Here is a 20,347-nt window from a genome sequence, read left to right as displayed (position 1 = left end):
TGCGCCAAGTCTACTCAATCCTGATAATGTCCCAATAACATCACTCAGACAAAAAACATCAAGATAAAGACACATGGCCTTGATCGATCAATCGACCAGTTTCGATGCAGATGATTTTGAAAACGAGGTGATCGGCATTGCCGCCCGGCTGGGCAAGCATGACTCAGGGATGCACAGGCACCGGAAAGCACAGCTGCTCTATGCCCCGCAAGGATGTATGAACATTACCCTGAACGGGATGCGCTGTGTGTTACCGCCGACCCGGGCGGCATGGATTCCGGCCGGTACGCTACACTGTGCGGAAATGTATCAGGTGGTGGAATATCGTTCGCTCTATTTTGATCCCCGACTCACCACCCACCTTGAGGACAGAGTAAAAATTATTGAGGTGAATCCACTGCTGCAGGCCCTGATTGAACGCATGGCTTTCTGGCCGTGGAACACCCCCGGTGACAGCATGCAACGGACACACGCCTTATTTTTTGAGGAGCTGCATCATGCCCGTGAAGCTTATTTATCCCTGCCTTTGCCATCAGACAGACGACTGACGGCATGGCTCAGTGCCCTGCACCGGGATCAGCAAAATGCCCCGTCACTGAAGATGTTAAGTGAGCAGATTGGCGCCAGCAGTAAAACCATCAGCCGGCTGTTTATCCGGGAAACCGGGATGCCTTATCAGGACTGGCGCCAGCAATGGCGGTTACTGAAAGCCATTGAACTGTTATCTGCCGGGCTTCAGGTGAATGACGTGGCGTACCGGCTTGAATTTTCCAGCGACAGCGCCTTTATCGCGTTTTTTAAACAGCAAACCGGGCAGACCCCGCTGCAATATCTTCGTACCGGACACTGAATCGGCGGTGAAACATTCAGATTTCAAACGCTTCAAACTGCCAGATAATCCCGCAGTTCTGCTCGCCCGGGCAGACGTTCATCAGGGTCTCTGCCGACCCTGATTTCTGCTCGGACAGATTATTCAGAACGACCGGATTGAGCAGGTACTGCCAGGCTTCTCCATTGTAGTGTGAAGCCTCCCGAGGGGCCTGAAACAGCCTCTCGGGTGACAATGGGCAGTCAAGCACAGGAAACAGGCTGACTGCACTGCACAGCAGTATACCAACGCATGTATCCTGCCAGATCTCACTCATGATGCCTCTTGAACGCTTTCCGGTGCAGGAGACTGTGTTGCCGCCGGGGCTTTTTGCTCTGCGCGTTTTGCCAGCAGGTAATAAAACAGCGGTGTCAGCAACAGACCAAACACAGTGACCCCAATCATGCCGGAGAAAACCGCCACCCCCATGGCCTGACGCATCTCGGCGCCTGCACCGGTGGAGTACACCAGCGGTGCCACCCCCATGATAAAGGCGATGGACGTCATCAGAATCGGACGCAGCCGCAGCCGGCTGGCTTCCAGAATCGCGTCTTTCACCGAATAGCCCCGATCCTGCAGCTCCTTGGCGAACTCCACGATCAGAATGGCATTCTTGGTGGCCAGCCCGACCAGCACGATAAAACCGATCTGGGTCAGAATGTTGTTATCGCCGCCGTAGAGCACCACCCCGCTTAAGGCCGACAGCAAGGTCAGCGGAATAATCAGAATGATCGCCAGTGGCAAACGGACACTTTCATACTGCGCCGCCAGGACCATGAACACCAGCAGGATCACCAACGGATAGACATACAGGTTAGAATCACCGGTGATCATCTGCTGATAAGTCAGTTCGGTCCACTCGTAATCCATGCCCCGCGGCAGGGTGTCCGCCAGAATTTTTTCAATCGCCGCCTGCGCTTCCCCGGAGCTGTAACCCGGTGCCGGTCCGCCATTGATTTCAGCCGTCATAAAGCCGTTGTAGTGCATCACGCGATCCGGCCCGGCGGTATCTTTCACATGGATGAAAGAGTCAATCGGCACCATATCCCCCTGCGCATTGCGGACTTTGATCTGGCCCACCTGCGCGGCATCCTGACGATACGCCTGATCGGCCTGCATGTTGACCTGATACGTGCGGCCATACAGGTTCAGATCATTGACGTAGGTTGAGCTGAGATACCCTTGCAGGGTCTGGAAAAGCATGTCCAGATTCACGCCCTGCTGCATGGCCTTGGTTCGGTCAACCTCAATATCCAGCTGCGGCACATTGACCTGATAGCCGGAAAAAACACCGGCCAGCTCAGGGGTCGCTGCCGCTTTTTGCATCACCGCCATGGTCGCCTGATGCAAGGCTTCAAAGCCCAGTCCGTTTCTGTCTTCAATCTGCAGCCGGAATCCGCCTATGGTGCCAAGGCCCATGACAGGTGGCGGCGGAAAGACCGCAACGAACGCCTCTTCAATCCCGGCATACTGCTGATTGAGCCGGGCAGCAATCGCGCTGGCACTGGCCGCCGGGTCCTGACGCTGATCAAAATCATCCAGCGTCACAAACACGATGCCGCTGTTGGACGCATTGGTGAAACCATTGATGCTCAGCCCGGGGAAACCCAGGGTGTTCGTGACACCGTCCTGTGCCTGAGCCAGCTCAGACATCTTTTCCAGCACCGCTGCGGTGCGATCCAGCGAGGCAGCATTGGGCAATTGCGCAAAGGCAATCAGATACTGCTTGTCCTGCGCCGGGATATAACCGGTTGGCGTGGTGGCAAACTGATACCCGGTGAATCCTACTAACGCGACATACGCCACCGAAGCAATAGCACCGGCCCGGATCACTTTGCGGACCACCACACCATAGCCACCTGACAAGGCACTGAAAAAGCGATTAAAGGGATTGAACAGCCAGCGGCCGAACAACCGGTCCATACCACGGGTCAGCCAGTCTTTCGGCGCATCATGACCTTTGAGCAACAGCGCCGATAACGCCGGGCTCAGGGTCAGTGAGTTGATCGCAGAAATAAAGGTCGAAATGGTAATGGTCAGCGCAAACTGCTTGTAGAACTGGCCGGTCAGACCGGTCATAAAGGCCGTCGGAATAAACACCGCCGCCAGCACCAGCGTGGTAGCCACGATCGGCCCGGTGACTTCGCGCATCGCTTTAACTGTGGCATCAACCGGAGACAGGCCTTCACTGATGTTCCGCTCAACATTTTCGACCACCACAATGGCATCATCGACCACAATCCCGATCGCCAGTACCAGGCCAAAAAGCGACAGCGCATTGAGGGAGAAGCCCATCAGCAGCATAAAAGCGAAAGTACCGATCAGCGACACAGGTACCGCCACCAGCGGAATGATCGACGCCCGCCAGGTTTGCAGAAACAGCACCACCACAGCGACCACCAGCAAGACGGCTTCCAGCAGGGTCTGAATCACAGCTTCAATGGAGCCGCGCACAAAAACCGTCGGATCATAGGCAATTTCGTAAGAAACCCCTTCCGGGAAATCTTGCGACAAACGCGCCATCGTCTCGCGCACATCATTAGAAATCTGAATCGCATTCGAGCCTGCGGCCTGGAAAATACCGATGGCGGCAGCATCCTGATTATCCAGCGTGGAGCGCAGCGCATAGGAATCCGCGCCCAGCTCAACCCGCGCCACATCTTTCAGGCGGCTGATCTCCCCCTGCTCGCCGACGCGGATGATGATGTTTTCAAATTCCTCAACTGTCGAGAGGCGCCCTTTGACATTAATCAGTAACTGGTAATCCGAATGGCTTGCTGGTTGAGTCCCCAGACTGCCGGCCACCGCCTGCTGGTTCTGCTGGCGGATCGCTTCGGCAATGTCTGCCGGGGTCAGGTGCAGCGCAGCGACCTGATTGGGATCCAGCCAGACCCGCATGCTGAAGTTGCCGGCACCAAAGGAACGCACCGAGCCGACACCACTGACTTTCGCCAGTTCATCTTTGACCTTGAGATTGGCAAAGTTGGACAGATACAGCATGTCATAGCGATCATCCGGCGAGAACAGGTGCACCACCATGGTCAGATTCGGTGATGATTTTTCCGTGACCACGCCCAGCCGCTGCACCTGCTGTGGCAGACGCGGCAGCGCCCGGTCGACCCGGCTTTGCACCTGAGACACCGCCAAGTCCACATCGGTGCCGATAGCAAAAGTAATGGTCAGCGTCATCATGCCGTCTGCGGTGGACTGCGACGACATGTACAGCATGTTTTCCACCCCATTGATTTCCTGCTCCAGCGGCGAGGCAACGGTTTGAGCAATCACCCCCGGATTCGCGCCGGGATAATTGGCCGTGACCACCACAGTCGGCGGTACCACTTCCGGGTATTCAGTCACCGGCAACTGCCAGACCGCGATGCTGCCGACGATGACAAACAGCAGCGACAACACAGAAGCAAATACCGGTCTGCGGATAAAAAATTGAGAAAACATAGTCTGTCCTGATTACTGGGCGTCGGTCGGTTGGCGGGCGGTCAGCACATGGCTTCCTTCCGCATTGCTGTCTTCCGGGTGCCACTGCTGGTCGCGGTGAATATCAGCCAGCTGATCCGGGGTGGCCATCTCCACCACTTTCGGTGCAACCTGCATCCCCGGCCGGATCTTCTGCAGTCCGCTGACCACAATTCTGTCCTCTGCCGTCAGACCGGACTGCACCACACGCAAACCAGCGACTTTCTCACCCAGGGTCACTGGCTGATAGGTCACCACATTGGCGTCATCCAGCTTGAGGACATACTTCCGGTTGAGATCGGTGCCGACGGCTTTTTCATCAATCAGAATGGCGTCATAAGGTTTGCTGGCAATCAGACGCAAACGGGCAAACAGGCCGGGCATCAGCGTCTGCGCTTCGTTCTCAAAGGTGGCCCGCATCCGAATCGAGCCGGTCTGCTGATTAACACTGTTGTTGATAAAATCAATATGGCCCTGAAATGCATAACCGCCGTCGCCGGACAAGGCCATGCTCACCGGGCTGGCATCACGGGTTTCCGTCACGCGTACCAGATGATTGCGGACATAATTGAGGTACGTTTGCTCATCCACATCAAACCAGGCGTACATCTGATCGGTCGATACGATGGTCGTCAGCTCGCTCTGGCCACTGGTGACATAATTGCCCTGGGTGATCTGGGCATGTGAGACTCTGCCGTCAATCGGCGACACGACCTGGGTGAAAGACAACTGCAAACGCGCATGCTTCAGCGACGCTTTCAGTGCATCCAGCTCGGCCCTGGCCTGCTGTAACGCAGCCTGGCGGTTGTCATAGACATCAGCAGAAATCGCTTTGGTGGCATTGAGCCGTTTAGCGCGGACAAACTCACTCTCAGCCAGTGTTAACTGGCTCTGCAAACTGGCCTGCTGCGCTTCAAGCCGTTCGACTTCAGCGCGAAACAGACGATCGTCAATGCTGAACAGCACATCGCCCTCGTGAACCAGATCCCCTTCGCGGTAAGCCACTTCGGTCACATAACCGGAAACTCGGGGTTTGAGCACCACAGTCTCAGGGGCCTGCAGGCGACCTGTGTATTCATCCCACTCGGTGATACGTTCACTGAGCACAGTCGCCACACTGATGGCCGGTAGCGGCGGTGATGCCGGAGAGTCATTGCCAAACGCTGTCCCGGAGGCAGACAGCAGAAAAACAGACGTGCCAGCAAGAAGCTGTTTCCTGAACACGTTTCTGAATGGGGTGAATAAGGTCATCAGGCAATCCTCTCTGACTTTGATACGCGAAAATCGAAAAATGCAATGTCTTACCCGACCCTCCACAGAAGGATCGGATGTCACCTTGTCATTCTATGTTCCATTCAGCGTATTGATATTGTCGAAAGCTCGGAGAAGATTGCCTATTTCTACAAACAGCCAGATTCAATAAGCAACCATGCCAGTACCGCTACAAATAACAGATGTTTGAGTCCAGCAAAGATCATTAAGCGCCACGCCTGCCATCTTGCCTTTTTCTACACAATCCTTGCCTAATCCTCTAATTGTCATTCTGAGGTAAAACAGTGGCAGTGCGCTTGCCTTATACTCTATAGTCGCATGTGGATGAGAAATGGTGAGTGACACAATGACGGGTATCCAACAAGAATTAATCAACCTGGTGAATCAGCATATTGACGGGCCGGGACTGACCGAAACGGCGCTGCCGGACATTAAACTGATGCACAGCACGGAAAACTCCTCCTGCTCGCCAAGCATCTACAGCCCGATGTTGTGTTTACTGTTGCAGGGTGAAAAGCGCATTACGGCCGGGGCGCGTGAATTGTTACTGACAGAAGGCGATTTATTACTGGTGCCTGTCATGATGCCGGTTGTCGGCGAGATCCTGCGTGCTTCAGAACAGCAGCCCTACATCGGCATCAGCATTGCACTGGATCTCAAGGAGCTGACAGATTTACTGATCATCATGAACGAACCGCCCGAAGCCATCACCAAGTGCCCTTACTGCATCAGAACCGTGGCTTCTGATGAGGAAATGCTGTCGGTGTTCAAACGTTACCTGGCCTTGCTCGACCATCCGGAAGATGTTCCCGTCATGTTGCCTTTATTAAAGCGGGAACTCATGTTCAGGCTGCTGAAAAGCCCGGTCGGGGTTCAGCTTCGCCAGTTCTTGCTGCGGGACACCCAGGCCAACCGCATCAGCAAAGTTGTGGAGCTGATTCAGCAACGATTTAAAGAACCGATCCGGGTGCAGGAGCTGGCCGATATGGTTCATATGAGCCAGTCTTCGCTGTTCAACGCCTTCAAAGCGGTAACATCCATGACGCCGTTGCAGTTTCAGAAACAGCTCAGGCTCAATGAAGCGCGCCGGATCATGCTGCAAGACGGCATAGATGCCTCTGCAGCCAGCTACCGGGTCGGCTATGAGAGCCCGTCCCACTTCAACCGTGAATACAGCCGCTTGTTTGGCATCCCGCCGATGACGGACATCAGCCGCCTGCGAGGTCACAAGCCGCTGATGGAAGACAGAGTACAGTGATCCCTTGATCCACTGAATTGGTCGGTCAGGACACCGAAAAACCATACAAAAAGTGGCAGACGACGCTGCCACTTCAAAGCCTGTTGTTTCTGTGTGACTTCTGAAAAACGCAGACTGAATCTATCAGGGCTTCAATTGAAGCACAGCATCAATATCCGCGGCGCTGTGTCGCTCGGGCAACACTTCCCAGACTTCACCGGACGTTCTGTTCACAATCCGGCCGCGCTGTACTGCCGGGCGTTGTAAAATGGCTTTCGCCCATCGCTGGACATGCGGGTAACTGTCGGCATCGAGAAACTCCGCGGCATCATAGGCATAGCCCAGCACCAGATTACCGTACCAGGGCCAGATCGCCATATCAGCAATGCTGTATTCTTCTCCGGCGATAAAAGTGTTGTTTGCCAGTTGCTTATCCAGCACATCCAGTTGGCGTTTGGTTTCCATGGTGAAGCGATTGATCGGGTATTCGAACTTCTCCGGTGCATAGGCATAAAAGTGCCCGAAGCCACCCCCAGATAAGGCGCAGAGCCTTGCAGCCAGAACAACCAGTTCAGCACTCGGGTACGCTCGGCAATATCGACCGGTAAGAAGTAGCCGAACTTTTCCGCCAGGTAGACCAAAATAGAACCGGACTCAAACACATTGACTGGGCTTGGCCCGGACTGATCCACCAGGGCCGGGATTTTTGAGTTTGGGTTGACCGCCACAAAGCCTGAGGAGAACTGATCACCATCGCCGATGTTAATCAGGTGGGCATCATACTCGGCATCGTTCACCCCCAGTGCCAGCAGCTCTTCTAGCATGATGGTAATTTTCTGGCCATTGGGTGTGGCCAGGGAATAAAGCTGGAGAGGATGGGCCCCCACAGGCAATGCCTGCTGATGCCTGGCACCGGAATCAGGGCGGTTGATACTCGCCCACTCACCGCCGTTTTCCGCATCCATCGTCCAGACTTTCGGTGGTACATATTCATTTGCCATTCTTGATAACCTCATTCAATAACGTCGACCCTGACTGATAGATATAGGGTCATTTCTCACCAAATCACAGCCTTATCGGCCATTGGGTTAGAACTTTTTGACGCTTAACGCGTTCCACAAAGTATATAGGCCAATGACAAGGTTATCAGAATGCGCCTTTGTCTATCCTGTCGCAGGATAAGCACCCAAGCGTACAGTCCATTTCACCCGGCCACTGCTACTCGCGATTTCATTCGCTCTTTGACTGACAGACTCAGACCGGCTCACCGGCCGAAAATTACCTGCCTTATCCAACGCTGTCCCACCGATATAACACTCAGGCTGCATTCCTCTTCATTTGTTCATTTCGGATTCATGACGGAATCAAGCTGAAAAAATACAAAGGATTTCACTCATCACCAGCCATTATACTTCAACGAACCTGTTATTAATGATCAACAACCTTCCCTGTCATCGCTGCTTCCGGCTGCAGATGATTCACTGAGAAGAATAAATCGGAGTTATAAAATATCAGTGGGTTAAAATAGACAGAGAAGATTGAAATCAGCTGCAAAAACCAGTCAAAAACATGGAGAAAGTGACGAGCTATCATCTCAATACTTTACGAATTATTTATTTTTAATTAACCATTCAATTAAAAATAAATATCTTTTCTAAAGCATGAACAATTCCCTTTAAAATAATGTCAACCCATTTATAGTGATTATCTGAGACATCATAAAACCTGCCGAATAATCGTGACTCAAGTCACACCAAAAGACATTGCACCGACGAATTACTTTAATAAAAACAATAATATTGTCAGGGTATTAAAGGACTGAAACTGAAAATTGCCACTGTGCAACCGGATAAAAATCATAATGAACCGTGTACTAAAAATATCACGGGGTGATTCATTTTTGTCTGAAATGGCTTTAACGCATTCCAAAAGGAGGGACGTGATGTTGATTCACCGTCATATCAAGAAAATTGCTGCAATGTCTTGTGTTGCTGCAACTTTAGGGTTTTCCACTCTGGCTCATGCAGATACCTGGCGTTACGCTCATGAAGAATATGAAGGCGATGTACAAGACGTTTATGCGCATAAATTTAAAGATTATATTGAAGAGCACTCTGACCATAATCTGAAAATATACCGCTTTGGTGAACTGGGTGAATCAGACGATATTATGGAGCAAACCCAGGCGGGTATTTTGCAGTTTGTGAACCAGTCTCCCGGCTTTACCGGCTCGCTCATTCCTGAGGCACAAATCTTTTTTATTCCTTATCTGATGCCAACCGATATGAAGGCCGTAATCAATTTCTTCAAAACCAGTAAGGCAGTGAATCACAACTTCCCTGCGCTGTATGAAGAACAAGGCTTAGAGTTGCTGAAGATGTACCCTGAAGGCGAAATGGTGATGACGGTGGATGAACCCATTACCTCTCCGGCAGAGTTAAAAGGCAAAAAAATCCGTGTCATGACCAACCCGCTGCTGTCCTCCACCTATGAGGCCTTTGGCGCCACTCCGACCCCACTGCCTTGGGGTGAAGTGTACGGTGCGCTGCAAACCAACATGATTCAGGGCCAGGAAAACCCGATCTTCTGGATTGAATCCGGTGGTTTGTACGAAGTCTCACCCAACCTGATCTTCACGCACCATGGCTGGTTCACCACAGCTTCCATGGCAAACAAGAAATTCTTTGAGGGCCTGTCGGACGAAGACCAGAAAATGGTCCGGCAAGCGGCGGAATATGCGTTCAGCGAGACCATGAAACACATTACGGGTCTGGCGGAGAAATCCCTCGCTAAAATCGAGCAATCCAGTGACGATGTCACGGTAACACGCTTGTCTGCCGAGCAAATTGCCAAATTCAAAGCACGTGCACCTCAGGTAGAAAAAACCTTTATTGAAATGACAGGGTCGGACGGTCAGGAACTGCTGGACCAGTTCAAAGCTGACTTAAAAGCTGCTCAACAATAATAAAGTCGTACGAGGTACCGCCTGACCGGCGGTACCTTACTGTTTGAGGAAGTCGTTATGTCCGATTCCGAATCTCTGGAATACCACTCGGAATTGCCCGGTGTGATCGGTAAAGTCGATACACTGATCAGTAAAATTGAATCCTTCATGCTTGCCGCAGGCGTGCTGCTCATGGCCCTGAACACCTGCGTGAATGTGGTGGCACGGTTCGGCTTTGGCCAGGGCCTGTTCTTCTCCGGCGAAATCAATCGCATACTCATCATTCTGATCACGTTTGCCGGTATTGGCTATGCCGCCCGCCATGGCCGCCACATCCGTATGTCGGCAATGTATGACATGCTGCCTTATAAGGGCCGGAAAACTGTGATGATCCTGATTGCAGTGATCACGGCCGCGATCATGTTCCTGCTGGCTTATTTTTCCTACCTGTATGTGATGTCTGTTTATGAGCGGGGCCGTATTTTACCGGCATTAAGTTTTGAAATCTGGTGGATCTATATCTGGGTTCCGCTGGGATTTGCTGTCACTGGAGTGCAATACCTGCTGACCGCCTATAAAAATGCAACCAGCCCGGAAATCTACCTGTCCACCGGTGTGCTTGATCAGTACAAAGATAATGAAAATGACATACAGAATTAAAAATGAAGTATAAAAGGTATTCACCATGGCAATGACCTTAATGCTGATCATGATCGTGATGCTGTTGACCGGCTTCCCTATGATGATCCCTCTGATTACCGCCGCCCTGACCGGTTTCTACATGATGTTTGGCGGGATGGATCAAATGGATACTTTTATCCAGCAAGTGCTGGGCGGGATCCGGCCGGCCTCACTGATTGCCGTCCCTATGTTTATTCTGGCTGCTGATATCATGACCCGCGGCCACTCCGCCAACCGCCTGATCGATTTAGTGATGACCTTTATCGGCCATATCCGGGGTGGTTTGGCCATCAGTACCGCAGCTTCCTGCACCTTGTTCGGCGCAGTTTCAGGCTCCACCCAGGCCACTGTGGTCGCCGTGGGGTCCACCCTGCGTCCCAAACTGCTCAAAGCCGGCTACAGCGATTCTTTCTCACTGGCCCTGATCATCAACGCCAGTGATATTGCCTTCCTGATCCCGCCCAGTATCGGGATGATCATTTATGGTGTGATTTCGGAAACCTCGATTGCTGAGCTTTTCATCGCCGGCGTCGGCCCCGGCCTGATGATTCTGGTGTTCTTTTCTCTGTATTGTCTGGCTTACGCCACCATCAACAATGTACCAACAGAAGCACGGGCGAGCTGGCCTGAGCGCATTAAGGCCGCGAAAAAAGCCATCTGGCCGCTGATGTTCCCGGTGATCATCGTCGGCGGGATCTACGGCGGCATTTTCAGCCCGACTGAAGCCGCAGCCGTGTGTGTGCTTTACGCCGTGTTTCTGGAGTTCATTGTTTTCCGCTCACTGGACAGTAAAGACATATACGCGATTGCCAAATCCACCGGCTTGATTACGGCCGTTGTTTTCATTCTGGTCGGCGTGGGCAATGGCTTTTCCTGGATTATTTCTTTCGCACAGATTCCGCAAATGATCCTCGAAGCAGTCGGCATTGATGAAATGGGTCCGCTCGGCGTGCTGGCATCTATCTCGGTGGCTTTCTTCATCGCCTGCATGTTCGTCGACCCGATTGTGGTGATTCTGGTGCTGACGCCAATTTTTGCGCCGGCCATCGAAGCCACCAATCTCGATCCGGTGCATGTCGGGATCATTATTACTCTGCAGGTGGCCATTGGCTCTGCCACGCCACCGTTTGGTTGTGACATCTTTACCGCCATTGCAATCTTTAAAAAACCGTATTGGGAAGTGGTACGAGGGACCGGCCCCTTTATTGCCATCCTGCTACTGTCTGCCGCCCTGCTTGTGGTTTTCCCTGAAATTGCTCTGTTCCTGAGGGATATTGCATTCGCAGAGTAACCAGCAACAGCTTAACGTCTGTGCTCTGCTCAGGCAGTCTGTCAGCCAATCAATTGACCCTTTCTGACAGACTGTCTGCCCGGTAAACCTTCCCTCCAGCGCTTCCCCCAATGCCATTCGCTCACCCGAAAGCGCACAGTTTTCTCTATCCCGGAAAAAGAAACCGGTTACAGAAACCGGTTACATTTATGCACTGGATGATCTACACTGCCCTCAGGTTCCAATATTGATCCTGAGATCATTTTGCCAGCACAAGGGGGTTACAGATGTCACAACAAGGCTTTCCAACGGATTTTCTCTGGGGCGGCGCCGTGGCTGCTCATCAGGTCGAAGGGGGCTGGGATCAGGGCGGCAAAGGCGTCAGCGTCGTCGATGTGCTGACCAAAGGCGCCCATGAAGTGCCGCGAGTGATCACCGAAACGGTAGAAGCGGATCGTTTCTATCCCAACCATGAAGCGGTTGATTTCTATCACAGGTACAAAGAAGACATTGCGCTGTTTGCTGAAATGGGCTTCAAATGCTTCCGGACTTCCATTGCCTGGACACGCATTTTTCCCAATGGCGATGAAAAAGAACCCAATGAAGCCGGGTTGCAGTTCTATGACGACCTGTTTGATGAATTGCTCAAACACGGGATAGAACCTGTGATCACCCTGTCTCACTTTGAGATGCCGAACCACCTGGTAAAACACTACGGCAGCTGGCTGAACCGCGAGGTTGTCGATTTCTTCGTGACCTTCAGCCGGGTCGTGATGGCGCGTTATCAGCACAAGGTGAAATACTGGATCACCTTCAACGAAATCAATAACCAGCGCAACTGGAAATTGCCTATCTGGGGTTACTGTAACTCAGGCATGATCTACAGCGATCATGACAATCCGGAACAGGTGATGTATCAGGTGTTACACCATCAGTTTCTCGCCAGCGCAAAAGTGGTGAAACTGGGCCATGCCATCAACCCGGATTTCAAAATCGGCAGCATGATTCACATGATGCCGCTCTACCCGGCCACTTGCCACCCGGATGACGTATTGCTGGCGCAAGATCTGATGCGGCAGAAATACCTGTTCAGTGACGTTCAGGTAAGGGGCTATTATCCCAGCTACCTGCGCAAAGAGTGGGAACGCAAAGGCATCGCGGTTGAGATGCAGGCAGGCGATGAGGCCATTTTGCGCGAAGGCTGCGCCGATTATCTGGCCATCAGCTATTACATGACCAACATCGTCTCGGCGAAAAAAACCAGGACGGCGAAACCACTTCCCTGTTTGAGGACAGTCAGCTAAACCCTTACCTGCCGGCTTCTGACTGGGGCTGGCAAATCGACCCCGACGGCCTGCGTGTTGCGCTGTCTGATCTGTACGAACGCTACCAGAAACCTATCTTCATTGTCGAAAACGGATTTGGTGCCATTGATCAGGTTGAAGAGGATGGCACCATCAATGACGACTACCGGATTGATTATCTGAGTGCGCATATCCGGGCCGTGAAAGAAGCCATTTCGATGGAAGGGGTCGATGTGATGGGTTACACCCCTTGGGGCTGTATCGACTGTGTGTCATTTACAACCGGCGAATACCGGAAACGCTACGGCTTCATTTATGTCGATAAGCATGATGACGGCAGTGGCACCCTGGCACGGTCGAAGAAAAAGAGTTTCTTCTGGTACCAGAACGTCATCGCCACCAACGGTGAAAGCCTGTAACGACGGATAAAGCATTCTAACAACAGCGAAAGTTCGCTACACTCGCCATCCGGCCGCGGCTGACTGCCCGTGGCCGGATGATAAAGAGGACAGGCAATGGCAACCATAAACGATGTGTGTAAAGCAACGGGCTATTCCAAAGCCACAGTGTCACGTGTTCTCAATGGCACCGGGCAGGTCAAAGCGGCGACCCGCGACGCTGTGCTGGCGGCGATGCAAACCCTCGGCTATCAGCCCAATACGCTGGCACAGGCGCTGGCAACCAATACCTCAAATACCATCGGCCTGATTCTGCCTCACTTTCAGAGCAGCTATTTTGGCAGCATTCTGCACCATGCCGAGCAAAGCACTCAGCAGGCCGGTAAAAAGCTGTTGGTGGTCAACAGCCGCAACACCGCCGACGGTGAACGGGAAGCCGTTGCCACGCTAGCCAATCAGCGCTGTGATGCAATATTGCTCTACAGCCGCCATTTAACCATGGGCGATCTGGCTGCTCTGCAGCAGCGCGTACTGCCACCGTTGATCATCCTGAACCGTCAGTCTGAAGAAAATACTCTGCACAGTTTCGGCTTGGATCAGCGCCAGCTGGCAGCCATTGCCATGCAGCACCTGCTTGATCTCGGCCACCGCAACATTGCCTGTATTACTTCCCCGCTGGCAAGCGAAACCGGTCAGATCCGCTATGCGGTGTATCAGCAAATGCTGGAGCAGCACCAGATCACCCTGCAGCCCGGCTGGGTTTGTGAAGGCACCAACACCCTGGCGAGCGGTTATCAGGCGGTGGAACAACTCCTCAGCCGCCGGCAGAACGTCAGCGCTATTTTTGCCTGTAACGATGACATGGCAATCGGCGCGATCCGGGCATTGTACGATCACGGCCTGCGTGTGCCGCAGGATGTCTCAGTGATGGGGATTGATAATGAACCTGCTGCCGCTTATGCCATTCCCAGCCTGACCACCGTCTCCTTACCGATTGTCCGGCTCACGCAGGACGCCATGACACTGGCGATAGCCTTAGCCAATAAAGCGCCCGCCCACACGCACCACCAGACCTATACCGGGGCGCTGGTGTTGCGTGAATCGACCCAAGCCCTGACCTCGGCTCACTCATCGTACTGACTGCGACATATAGAATGGCCTGCCCTGCTTTAGCCTGACAGATTTCTAACGACGCAGATTCTGTAGCAAGCAGGGCTGATGCCAGACCTTTAAATTTCAAATCACACCATCGTCTGTCATCCATCAACATCACCGGCGCTATTCTGCCGATGCCGTTTCATCACTTATTTGACTGGACGTCAGTGTGTATCGCTTTATTTCATAATAATCGGGGCGCTTATCTGTTGCAGGCAATGCACCTTCAAAAGAGGCACGTGACGGATCAATGCCAAGCGCTGTTTTGATAGCCCGATATCTTTCATCATCCAGATCTTCCAATCCGAAAACGATTCGGACATCCAGATTGCTGGCACGGTAGACCTCAATAATTTGTGTCATCATCTCCGTTAATTCAGGCGCTTTGGCATCTTGATCGAATTTCTTTAATCGATATTGAGGTCCGGATTGATATTCAGCCTGATTATCCGGATCAAACCGACTGGCTTCCGATTCGAACTCCAGCTCAAACCTGCCGTATTGAGTCATGATCGTGCCATCTCTTTCTTCCTCAACAGGCTTTTCGTAATACAGAATCAATGCATCACGGTCTGTCATCGGATGGCTGGTTTGGCGCCACAGAAAAAATCGCCGAACTCGAAAAGACCACTGACGCTCCCTTTTTCGCCACACCATTTCTTTTTTGCGTAATACGGACCATAGGCTCAGTAAAGCCGTCAGGTACTGCACCGGAAAATAAGGAAACAGCACAATCAATACAACAGACGCCAGGAAAAAGACCAAACCAACAGGCCTGTGCCAGACACTCAAGTTACAGGTGACGATATCGTCGTATTTATTTTTTTGCTTTGCCATGCCAACTCCACGATTTAAAAGACAGCGTCACCTTAAAAGCGCTACCGATGCGCCGCCGATGCGATTCAACTTTCCCAGCGCTGCAACGTCACACATGATGCGTTGAAAAATGATTGATAACCCTCAAGAAAACTGATTTCAAAAAGCTCAATCAAAATGAAGGCGACTGGATGAGGCCATTCATTGATTCATATTCCCTCAATACAAACCATGTTCAGATGCGACATCTTCTTTTTAACTGCCTCAGATGCGTCCGATTGACAAATATTCTCGTGAGAACCGACTGGGCTTGACTTGTTTCCACAGGCGATTGGAAACCCTTCTATCGCTTCCATTGAATCGGAAAGCATAGAACGCACTCAGGTCCAGCAATTCTGCTGTCCCGCTTTCGTTTTCACTGACAAAGCAGGGCAAATGCCCTGCTTGCCAAGTTCCAGTATGTCCTTAAGGCTGGATGTTAAAGGTGGAAATCACCGGCAGGTACATGGCATTGGCAATGTATTGATGGGTGGCCGTGGTGGGGTGCGTGACGCCCCAGAACACATACTTATCCGACCCGTGATCCGCACATTCATCGGTAAAGCTGTGGCTGTACAGATAGTCCGCCGCGGAGTTGCGATTGATATCCAGACAGGCATCTTTGGCATTGGCAAAACCGTGTGACGCAGGATTTGAAGTGATCTGGTCAAACAGTTGGTGCGCATCAAACAACACCACCTGTACGCCTTGATCCTGATAACGTTTTGCCTCGGCCTGAATGAAAGCGTTGAAGGCAAGAATTTTCGCCTGCACCTTGTCGATCTCAGCCTGCGTTGCGTACTTAAACTGCGGCGCACGGGTGGCATCCGGCAAGGTCATCAGCAAAATGTTTTTGGCGCCCGATGCGGTTAAGCGTTTCATGGCCTTACTGTAATCCGCTTTAGCTTCTTCCACCGTGCGATCGTAATTCATGAAATCATTCAGTCCGAACTCCAGCGTAAACAAGGTATTGGCCGGATGGTAATTTTTCGCCAGCTGCATGTACTCAAGATACGACGTGACCTGCTCTGTCACCCCCGTCAGAGCAACATACTGATTGGAACCGGCCGCACCGCCAACCGCCCAGTTATACAGCGGCAGATTCAGGCTCTCCGCCAGATACTCAGTCCAGACAAAGCCGTTTGAGAAATGGCCAAGGAACCAGGAATTGCGGTTCGGGAACACCCATTGTGACGCGTTGAACAGATTCCCGGTGTCTGACAGGCTGTCACCAAAGGCGACCACTTTATTGATGCCCATCGAGACACCTGCATCGTTGGTCCAGATGGCATGGTTGTATGACAGGCTGTTATCCGCTGCAAAATAGGTCATGTCAGCCGTTTCATGACTGACCCCCAGCGTTTCCGCACAGCGCGCTTTGATCTCTGACTGCGATGTATAGGTATAGAACATGTTCTTGAACGACCAGGATGACCACCAGTATCCATTCAGCTGGTAATAGTCGCCGTTTTCATCCAGCGCCCACTCCCAGGTAGTGGCAGGATCATCGTGCGTCTGCGCCGGACGATACCAGCACCGGACATAAGTGTAAGTGCTGCTGCCCTGCACCTGCTCAATCTGCGCCGCCGACAATGGCTGCGGCATGGGCTGAAACTGGGATTGAGACATAGCTTGGGCAAAAGGAGGATATGAAGCAGGCGCTTCTCCACTTTGCGCAGCAGCAGTAAAAGGTAACAGCATGAAGAGTAATAATTTTTTCATAATGAGCCATACGTTATAGGTAAGAGGTATGACCTATAGATGATGGCAACGGAAGGTGTCAAAGTTGTAGTGAAACGACGAGCATTAAAATGGAACCCACATCAAACAGCGGACGATTTATACGCGATTGAAACGGTGCGAATCTGGCTGTCATCACACTGCCTATCCTGCCGTCATTGCTTCGCAGCTCCAAATCGCGGAAAAAAAATGCCCCAACACATGGGGCATTCTTTTTTGAGCATGACACTGACTATTTACTGCCCGTCGATTCACTCATTTTTTTCATCACATCTTCGAGATTAAACGATGCCGGAGGTTGTCTTGGCGGAAACTCCTTAAAGGTTTCCAGGAATTTACCGGCATATTCCTGCGCAGGCACAATCAAGTATGCATGATTCAGTAACCAGTCATAGTAGGTGTTTGACGTGATATCCGCTTGCTCATATGGGTCTGCTCGCAAATCAAACATCTTGGGTAAGCGCAGCTCTGTAAACGGCTCCGCCCAGATCTGTAGCAAACCTTGCGCACGCTGCTCCATAAAGACAAGTTTCCAGTTCTCAAACCGAATACCGACCAGTTGAGTATCATCGTTGAAATAGAAGAACTCTTTGCGAGGAGACTTCTCTTCTTTCCCTGTCAGATAGGGAAGCATATTGTAGCCATCCAGATGTACTTTGAAGCTTTTATCACCGGCTTTGTAGCCATCGAGTAAATCTTCTTTAATATCATCCTTACCCGCTGCCGCTAAGAAAGTCGGTAACCAGTCCAGCCCGCTGACGATTTCATTCGAAACCTGACCTGGTTTGATTTTACCCGGCCAGCGAATCATCGCAGGCACACGGAATGCCCCTTCCCAGTTGGTATTTTTCTCGCTGCGGAACGGACTGATCCCGGCATCCGGCCATGTATTTTTGTGTGGTCCATTATCTGTGGTATAGAGCACAATCGTGTTGTCAGCCACGCCCAGCTCATCCAGCTTATCCAGCAACTGACCCACCTGCATATCATGCTCTATCATGCCATCAGCATATTCGGTGCGCGCAGTTAAGCCCGGTTTGTCACGGTGCTCATCCCGCACATGTGTTCTGAAATGCATGCGCGTCGTGTTATACCAGATAAAAAACGGCTTCTTCGCTTTCACTTGTTTTTCCATGAAAGTCTCAGCAGCTTGCAGGGTTTCATCATCAACAGTTTCCATCCGTTTGATGGTCAATGGCCCGGTATCTTCAATCTTGCCATCCGAATAACTGTGCAGTACGCCCCTTGGTCCAAATTTCTTACGAAATTCAGGATCCGTGGGATAGTTCCGGTTTTCAGGTTCTTCCTCGGCATTCAAATGGTAAAGATTGCCAAAAAATTCATCGAAGCCATGATTCGTAGGGAGGAATTTATCAAGATCACCCAGATGGTTTTTCCCGAATTGGCCGGTGGCATAGCCTTGCGGTTTGAGCAACTCTGCAATGGTTGGATCTTCAGCCTGGAGGCCCACATCTGATCCCGGTAACCCCACCTTTGACATGCCGGTCCGATAGGTTGTCTGGCCGGTAATAAAGGTAGAACGACCTGCAGTACAACTCTGCTCAGCATAATAGTCGGTAAACAGCATGCCTTCTTTGGCCAGTCGATCAATATTTGGCGTTTGATAACCCACCACACCTTGCCCATACGCAGACACATTGGTCTGCCCTATGTCATCACCAAAAATCACTAGAATATTGGGTTTGTCCTCAGCAAGCACAGGCATGGACATCAGAACCCATGACAGTATCCCAGCCAAACCATACAGTATTCGCATACACCATTCCCTCCATTAGGCAGAGCATTTATCTCTCACTACTGTGAAAGAATATCTGTAAGAATAGTTCAACGACTTTATTGCGCAGAAATTTTATCAACTGACTACAGCGCTCTGTTGCGTGTCCGAAATCATTCATCGCGGACCGATACAGATACTGTAAAAAATCTCGTTCGCGCAGTGTTTCTGCTCAAACATCAGGAAACGCGCAACCATAAAAAAACGGCAGTTTTCACTGCCGTTCTGATTCAGGTGCTCCGCTTGTGCCGTCCAGCATCATCATTCAAGCGTTTGCTGCAAGGCCACTTTCAGTTCTTGCTCGGCTTTCGCAATGACTTTTTCGGCCTGTTCGCGTTGCTGACGACCTTCTTTGACGCGGGATAACGTATTGTTCAGCGTTTCTATCGTCAATTGGTTGACCGCCTGCAGGGAGTCGAGATCCAGAATGCCGCGCTGGTAGTTTTCAGCAATCTGTTCTTCCAGCACTTTCAGGTGTTCCGCGTTTTTCACGTACTGTTTATTGGTGTAATCCTTCACAGTACGGGTGACTCTCAACGCCTTCTCTTTCTCGTAGTTGGAAATCGCAATCAGGAACTGGCGCTTCCACAAAGGAAAAGTGTTATGAACGATATCCTGGATATCTTCCATCAACATCTTATTGCCTTCCTGCGACAAACGGATCTGCGGCGCGGTTTGCACCGCGGCAAGCCGGGTAAGTTCCAGGTTGTGAACCCGTTTTTCCAGCCGCGCGACCGCCTGACTGGCGTCACGGTATTTCTGCGCTGCCAGCGCATCGCCGGATTCAACCGACGCCGCGTGCAAAGCAGGGAGTACATCCATGTTCAGCTGATTCAGTTTGTACTTCCCCGCGGCAATGAAGTGCTCCAGGCCTTTAAGCAGTTCAAGGTTGTTCTCGTACAGGCCATCCAATTGCGTAATGTCGTGCGCCAGTTTCACTTCCTGCGCTTCCAGCTGCTGCGACAGTTGCTCAAGCTGCTGCTTGACCGAGTCGAAGCTGCGGGAAAACTTTTTGAAGGAATCAAACAGTTCACCAATCAGCGGCAGGTTCGCCAGAAAGCTGTTGCCTTTGAGCCGGTCAAACGCGGCGCTGTCCATCGATGCCACCATAGATTGCAGGATTTCCCCGGCATCCCCGGTATCACGGACCCGAACCTGCTCCAGCACGTTATCGGAAAACGCGGTGATTTTCTCCAGCGCTTCTCTACCAAAGGTGATGGTTGCCACAGCGTCAAACGGATCAAAGCTGTCAGACAAGGCAACGATTTCGGGTGTCACCTCCAACGCCAGCACGTCGGCTGGATTAACGGGGCGGGCAGATTTCGGCTCAGGGTTCACAATGTCATTCATCTGGGCT

At 51.7% G+C, this 20,347-nt stretch carries 13 protein-coding genes and 2 pseudogenes; 7 read left to right on the top strand and 8 right to left on the bottom strand.

The window, feature by feature from the left end; all coding sequences use genetic code 11:
- The first annotated feature begins 73 nt into the window (after nt 1–73).
- On the top strand, nt 74–850 hold the full coding sequence (locus tag P4S53_RS14565) for an AraC family transcriptional regulator (protein ID WP_337113205.1): 777 nt from the start codon (nt 74–76) through the stop codon (nt 848–850).
- Between the two features lie 16 nt (nt 851–866).
- On the opposite strand, the gene P4S53_RS14560 is transcribed toward P4S53_RS14565, so the two are convergent.
- Genes P4S53_RS14560 through P4S53_RS14550 form a run of 3 tightly spaced genes read right to left on the bottom strand, consistent with a single transcriptional unit; the run spans nt 867 to nt 5,590 of the window.
- Entirely contained in the window at nt 867–1,145 is a 279-nt protein-coding gene (locus P4S53_RS14560; protein ID WP_337113204.1) for a hypothetical protein, read from the bottom strand.
- Nucleotides 1,142–4,321: an efflux RND transporter permease subunit gene (locus tag P4S53_RS14555; RefSeq protein ID WP_337113203.1), complete on the bottom strand. Its 3,180-nt coding sequence runs from the start codon at nt 4,319–4,321 to the stop codon at nt 1,142–1,144. The genes P4S53_RS14560 and P4S53_RS14555 overlap by 4 nt, the downstream gene beginning before the upstream one ends.
- A gap of 12 nt (nt 4,322–4,333) precedes the next feature.
- Entirely contained in the window at nt 4,334–5,590 is a 1,257-nt protein-coding gene (locus P4S53_RS14550; protein WP_337113202.1) for an efflux RND transporter periplasmic adaptor subunit, read from the bottom strand.
- A gap of 352 nt (nt 5,591–5,942) precedes the next feature.
- Here P4S53_RS14550 and P4S53_RS14545 point away from each other — a divergent pair, with 352 nt between their 5' ends.
- The gene (locus P4S53_RS14545; RefSeq protein ID WP_337113201.1) at nt 5,943–6,869 is read left to right on the top strand and encodes an AraC family transcriptional regulator; all 927 of its coding nucleotides are present in this window, start codon (nt 5,943–5,945) and stop codon (nt 6,867–6,869) included.
- Nucleotides 6,870–6,992: 123 nt separating this feature from the next.
- On the opposite strand, the pseudogene yghU reads toward P4S53_RS14545, so the two are convergent.
- A pseudogene (gene yghU, locus P4S53_RS14540) lies at nt 6,993–7,849 on the bottom strand (glutathione-dependent disulfide-bond oxidoreductase).
- 941 nt (nt 7,850–8,790) lie between these two features.
- On the opposite strand from yghU, the gene P4S53_RS14535 reads away from it, so the two are divergent.
- The 5 genes and pseudogenes from P4S53_RS14535 to P4S53_RS14515 all read left to right on the top strand — a co-directional run bounded on the left by P4S53_RS14535 (nt 8,791) and on the right by P4S53_RS14515 (nt 14,585).
- Nucleotides 8,791–9,813: a TRAP transporter substrate-binding protein gene (locus P4S53_RS14535; protein ID WP_337113200.1), complete on the top strand. Its 1,023-nt coding sequence runs from the start codon at nt 8,791–8,793 to the stop codon at nt 9,811–9,813.
- Between the two features lie 57 nt (nt 9,814–9,870).
- Nucleotides 9,871–10,452, top strand: coding sequence for a TRAP transporter small permease (locus tag P4S53_RS14530; protein ID WP_337113199.1), 582 nt, complete (start codon nt 9,871–9,873; stop codon nt 10,450–10,452).
- A 25-nt stretch (nt 10,453–10,477) separates the two neighbouring features.
- Nucleotides 10,478–11,764, top strand: coding sequence for a TRAP transporter large permease (locus tag P4S53_RS14525; protein WP_337113198.1), 1,287 nt, complete (start codon nt 10,478–10,480; stop codon nt 11,762–11,764).
- Nucleotides 11,765–12,030: 266 nt separating this feature from the next.
- Nucleotides 12,031–13,466: pseudogene (locus P4S53_RS14520) on the top strand (6-phospho-beta-glucosidase).
- A gap of 96 nt (nt 13,467–13,562) precedes the next feature.
- Nucleotides 13,563–14,585 (top strand): LacI family DNA-binding transcriptional regulator, encoded by a 1,023-nt coding sequence (locus P4S53_RS14515; RefSeq protein ID WP_337113197.1) that lies wholly within the window; start codon nt 13,563–13,565, stop codon nt 14,583–14,585.
- 138 nt (nt 14,586–14,723) lie between these two features.
- Here the strand turns inward: P4S53_RS14515 and P4S53_RS14510 are convergent, their stop codons facing one another.
- The 4 genes from P4S53_RS14510 to P4S53_RS14495 form a co-directional block, all read right to left on the bottom strand.
- Nucleotides 14,724–15,437 carry a hypothetical protein gene (locus P4S53_RS14510; protein WP_337113196.1) on the bottom strand — a complete coding sequence of 238 codons (714 nt, stop codon included), beginning with the start codon at nt 15,435–15,437 and terminating at the stop codon, nt 14,724–14,726.
- 444 nt (nt 15,438–15,881) lie between these two features.
- Complete coding sequence (locus P4S53_RS14505) at nt 15,882–17,156, bottom strand: SGNH/GDSL hydrolase family protein (RefSeq protein WP_442958689.1); 1,275 nt, start codon at nt 17,154–17,156, stop codon at nt 15,882–15,884.
- Between the two features lie 271 nt (nt 17,157–17,427).
- The gene (locus P4S53_RS14500) at nt 17,428–18,927 is read right to left on the bottom strand and encodes an arylsulfatase (protein WP_337114495.1); all 1,500 of its coding nucleotides are present in this window, start codon (nt 18,925–18,927) and stop codon (nt 17,428–17,430) included.
- A 324-nt stretch (nt 18,928–19,251) separates the two neighbouring features.
- Complete coding sequence (locus tag P4S53_RS14495) at nt 19,252–20,340, bottom strand: toxic anion resistance protein (protein ID WP_337113194.1); 1,089 nt, start codon at nt 20,338–20,340, stop codon at nt 19,252–19,254.
- Between the last annotated feature and the right edge of the window lie 7 nt (nt 20,341–20,347).

This window comes from Photobacterium sp. Hal280 (genome assembly GCF_037162255.1).
Taxonomy (GTDB): domain Bacteria; phylum Pseudomonadota; class Gammaproteobacteria; order Enterobacterales; family Vibrionaceae; genus Photobacterium.
This window is presented reverse-complemented; position numbering and strand designations above follow the sequence as displayed.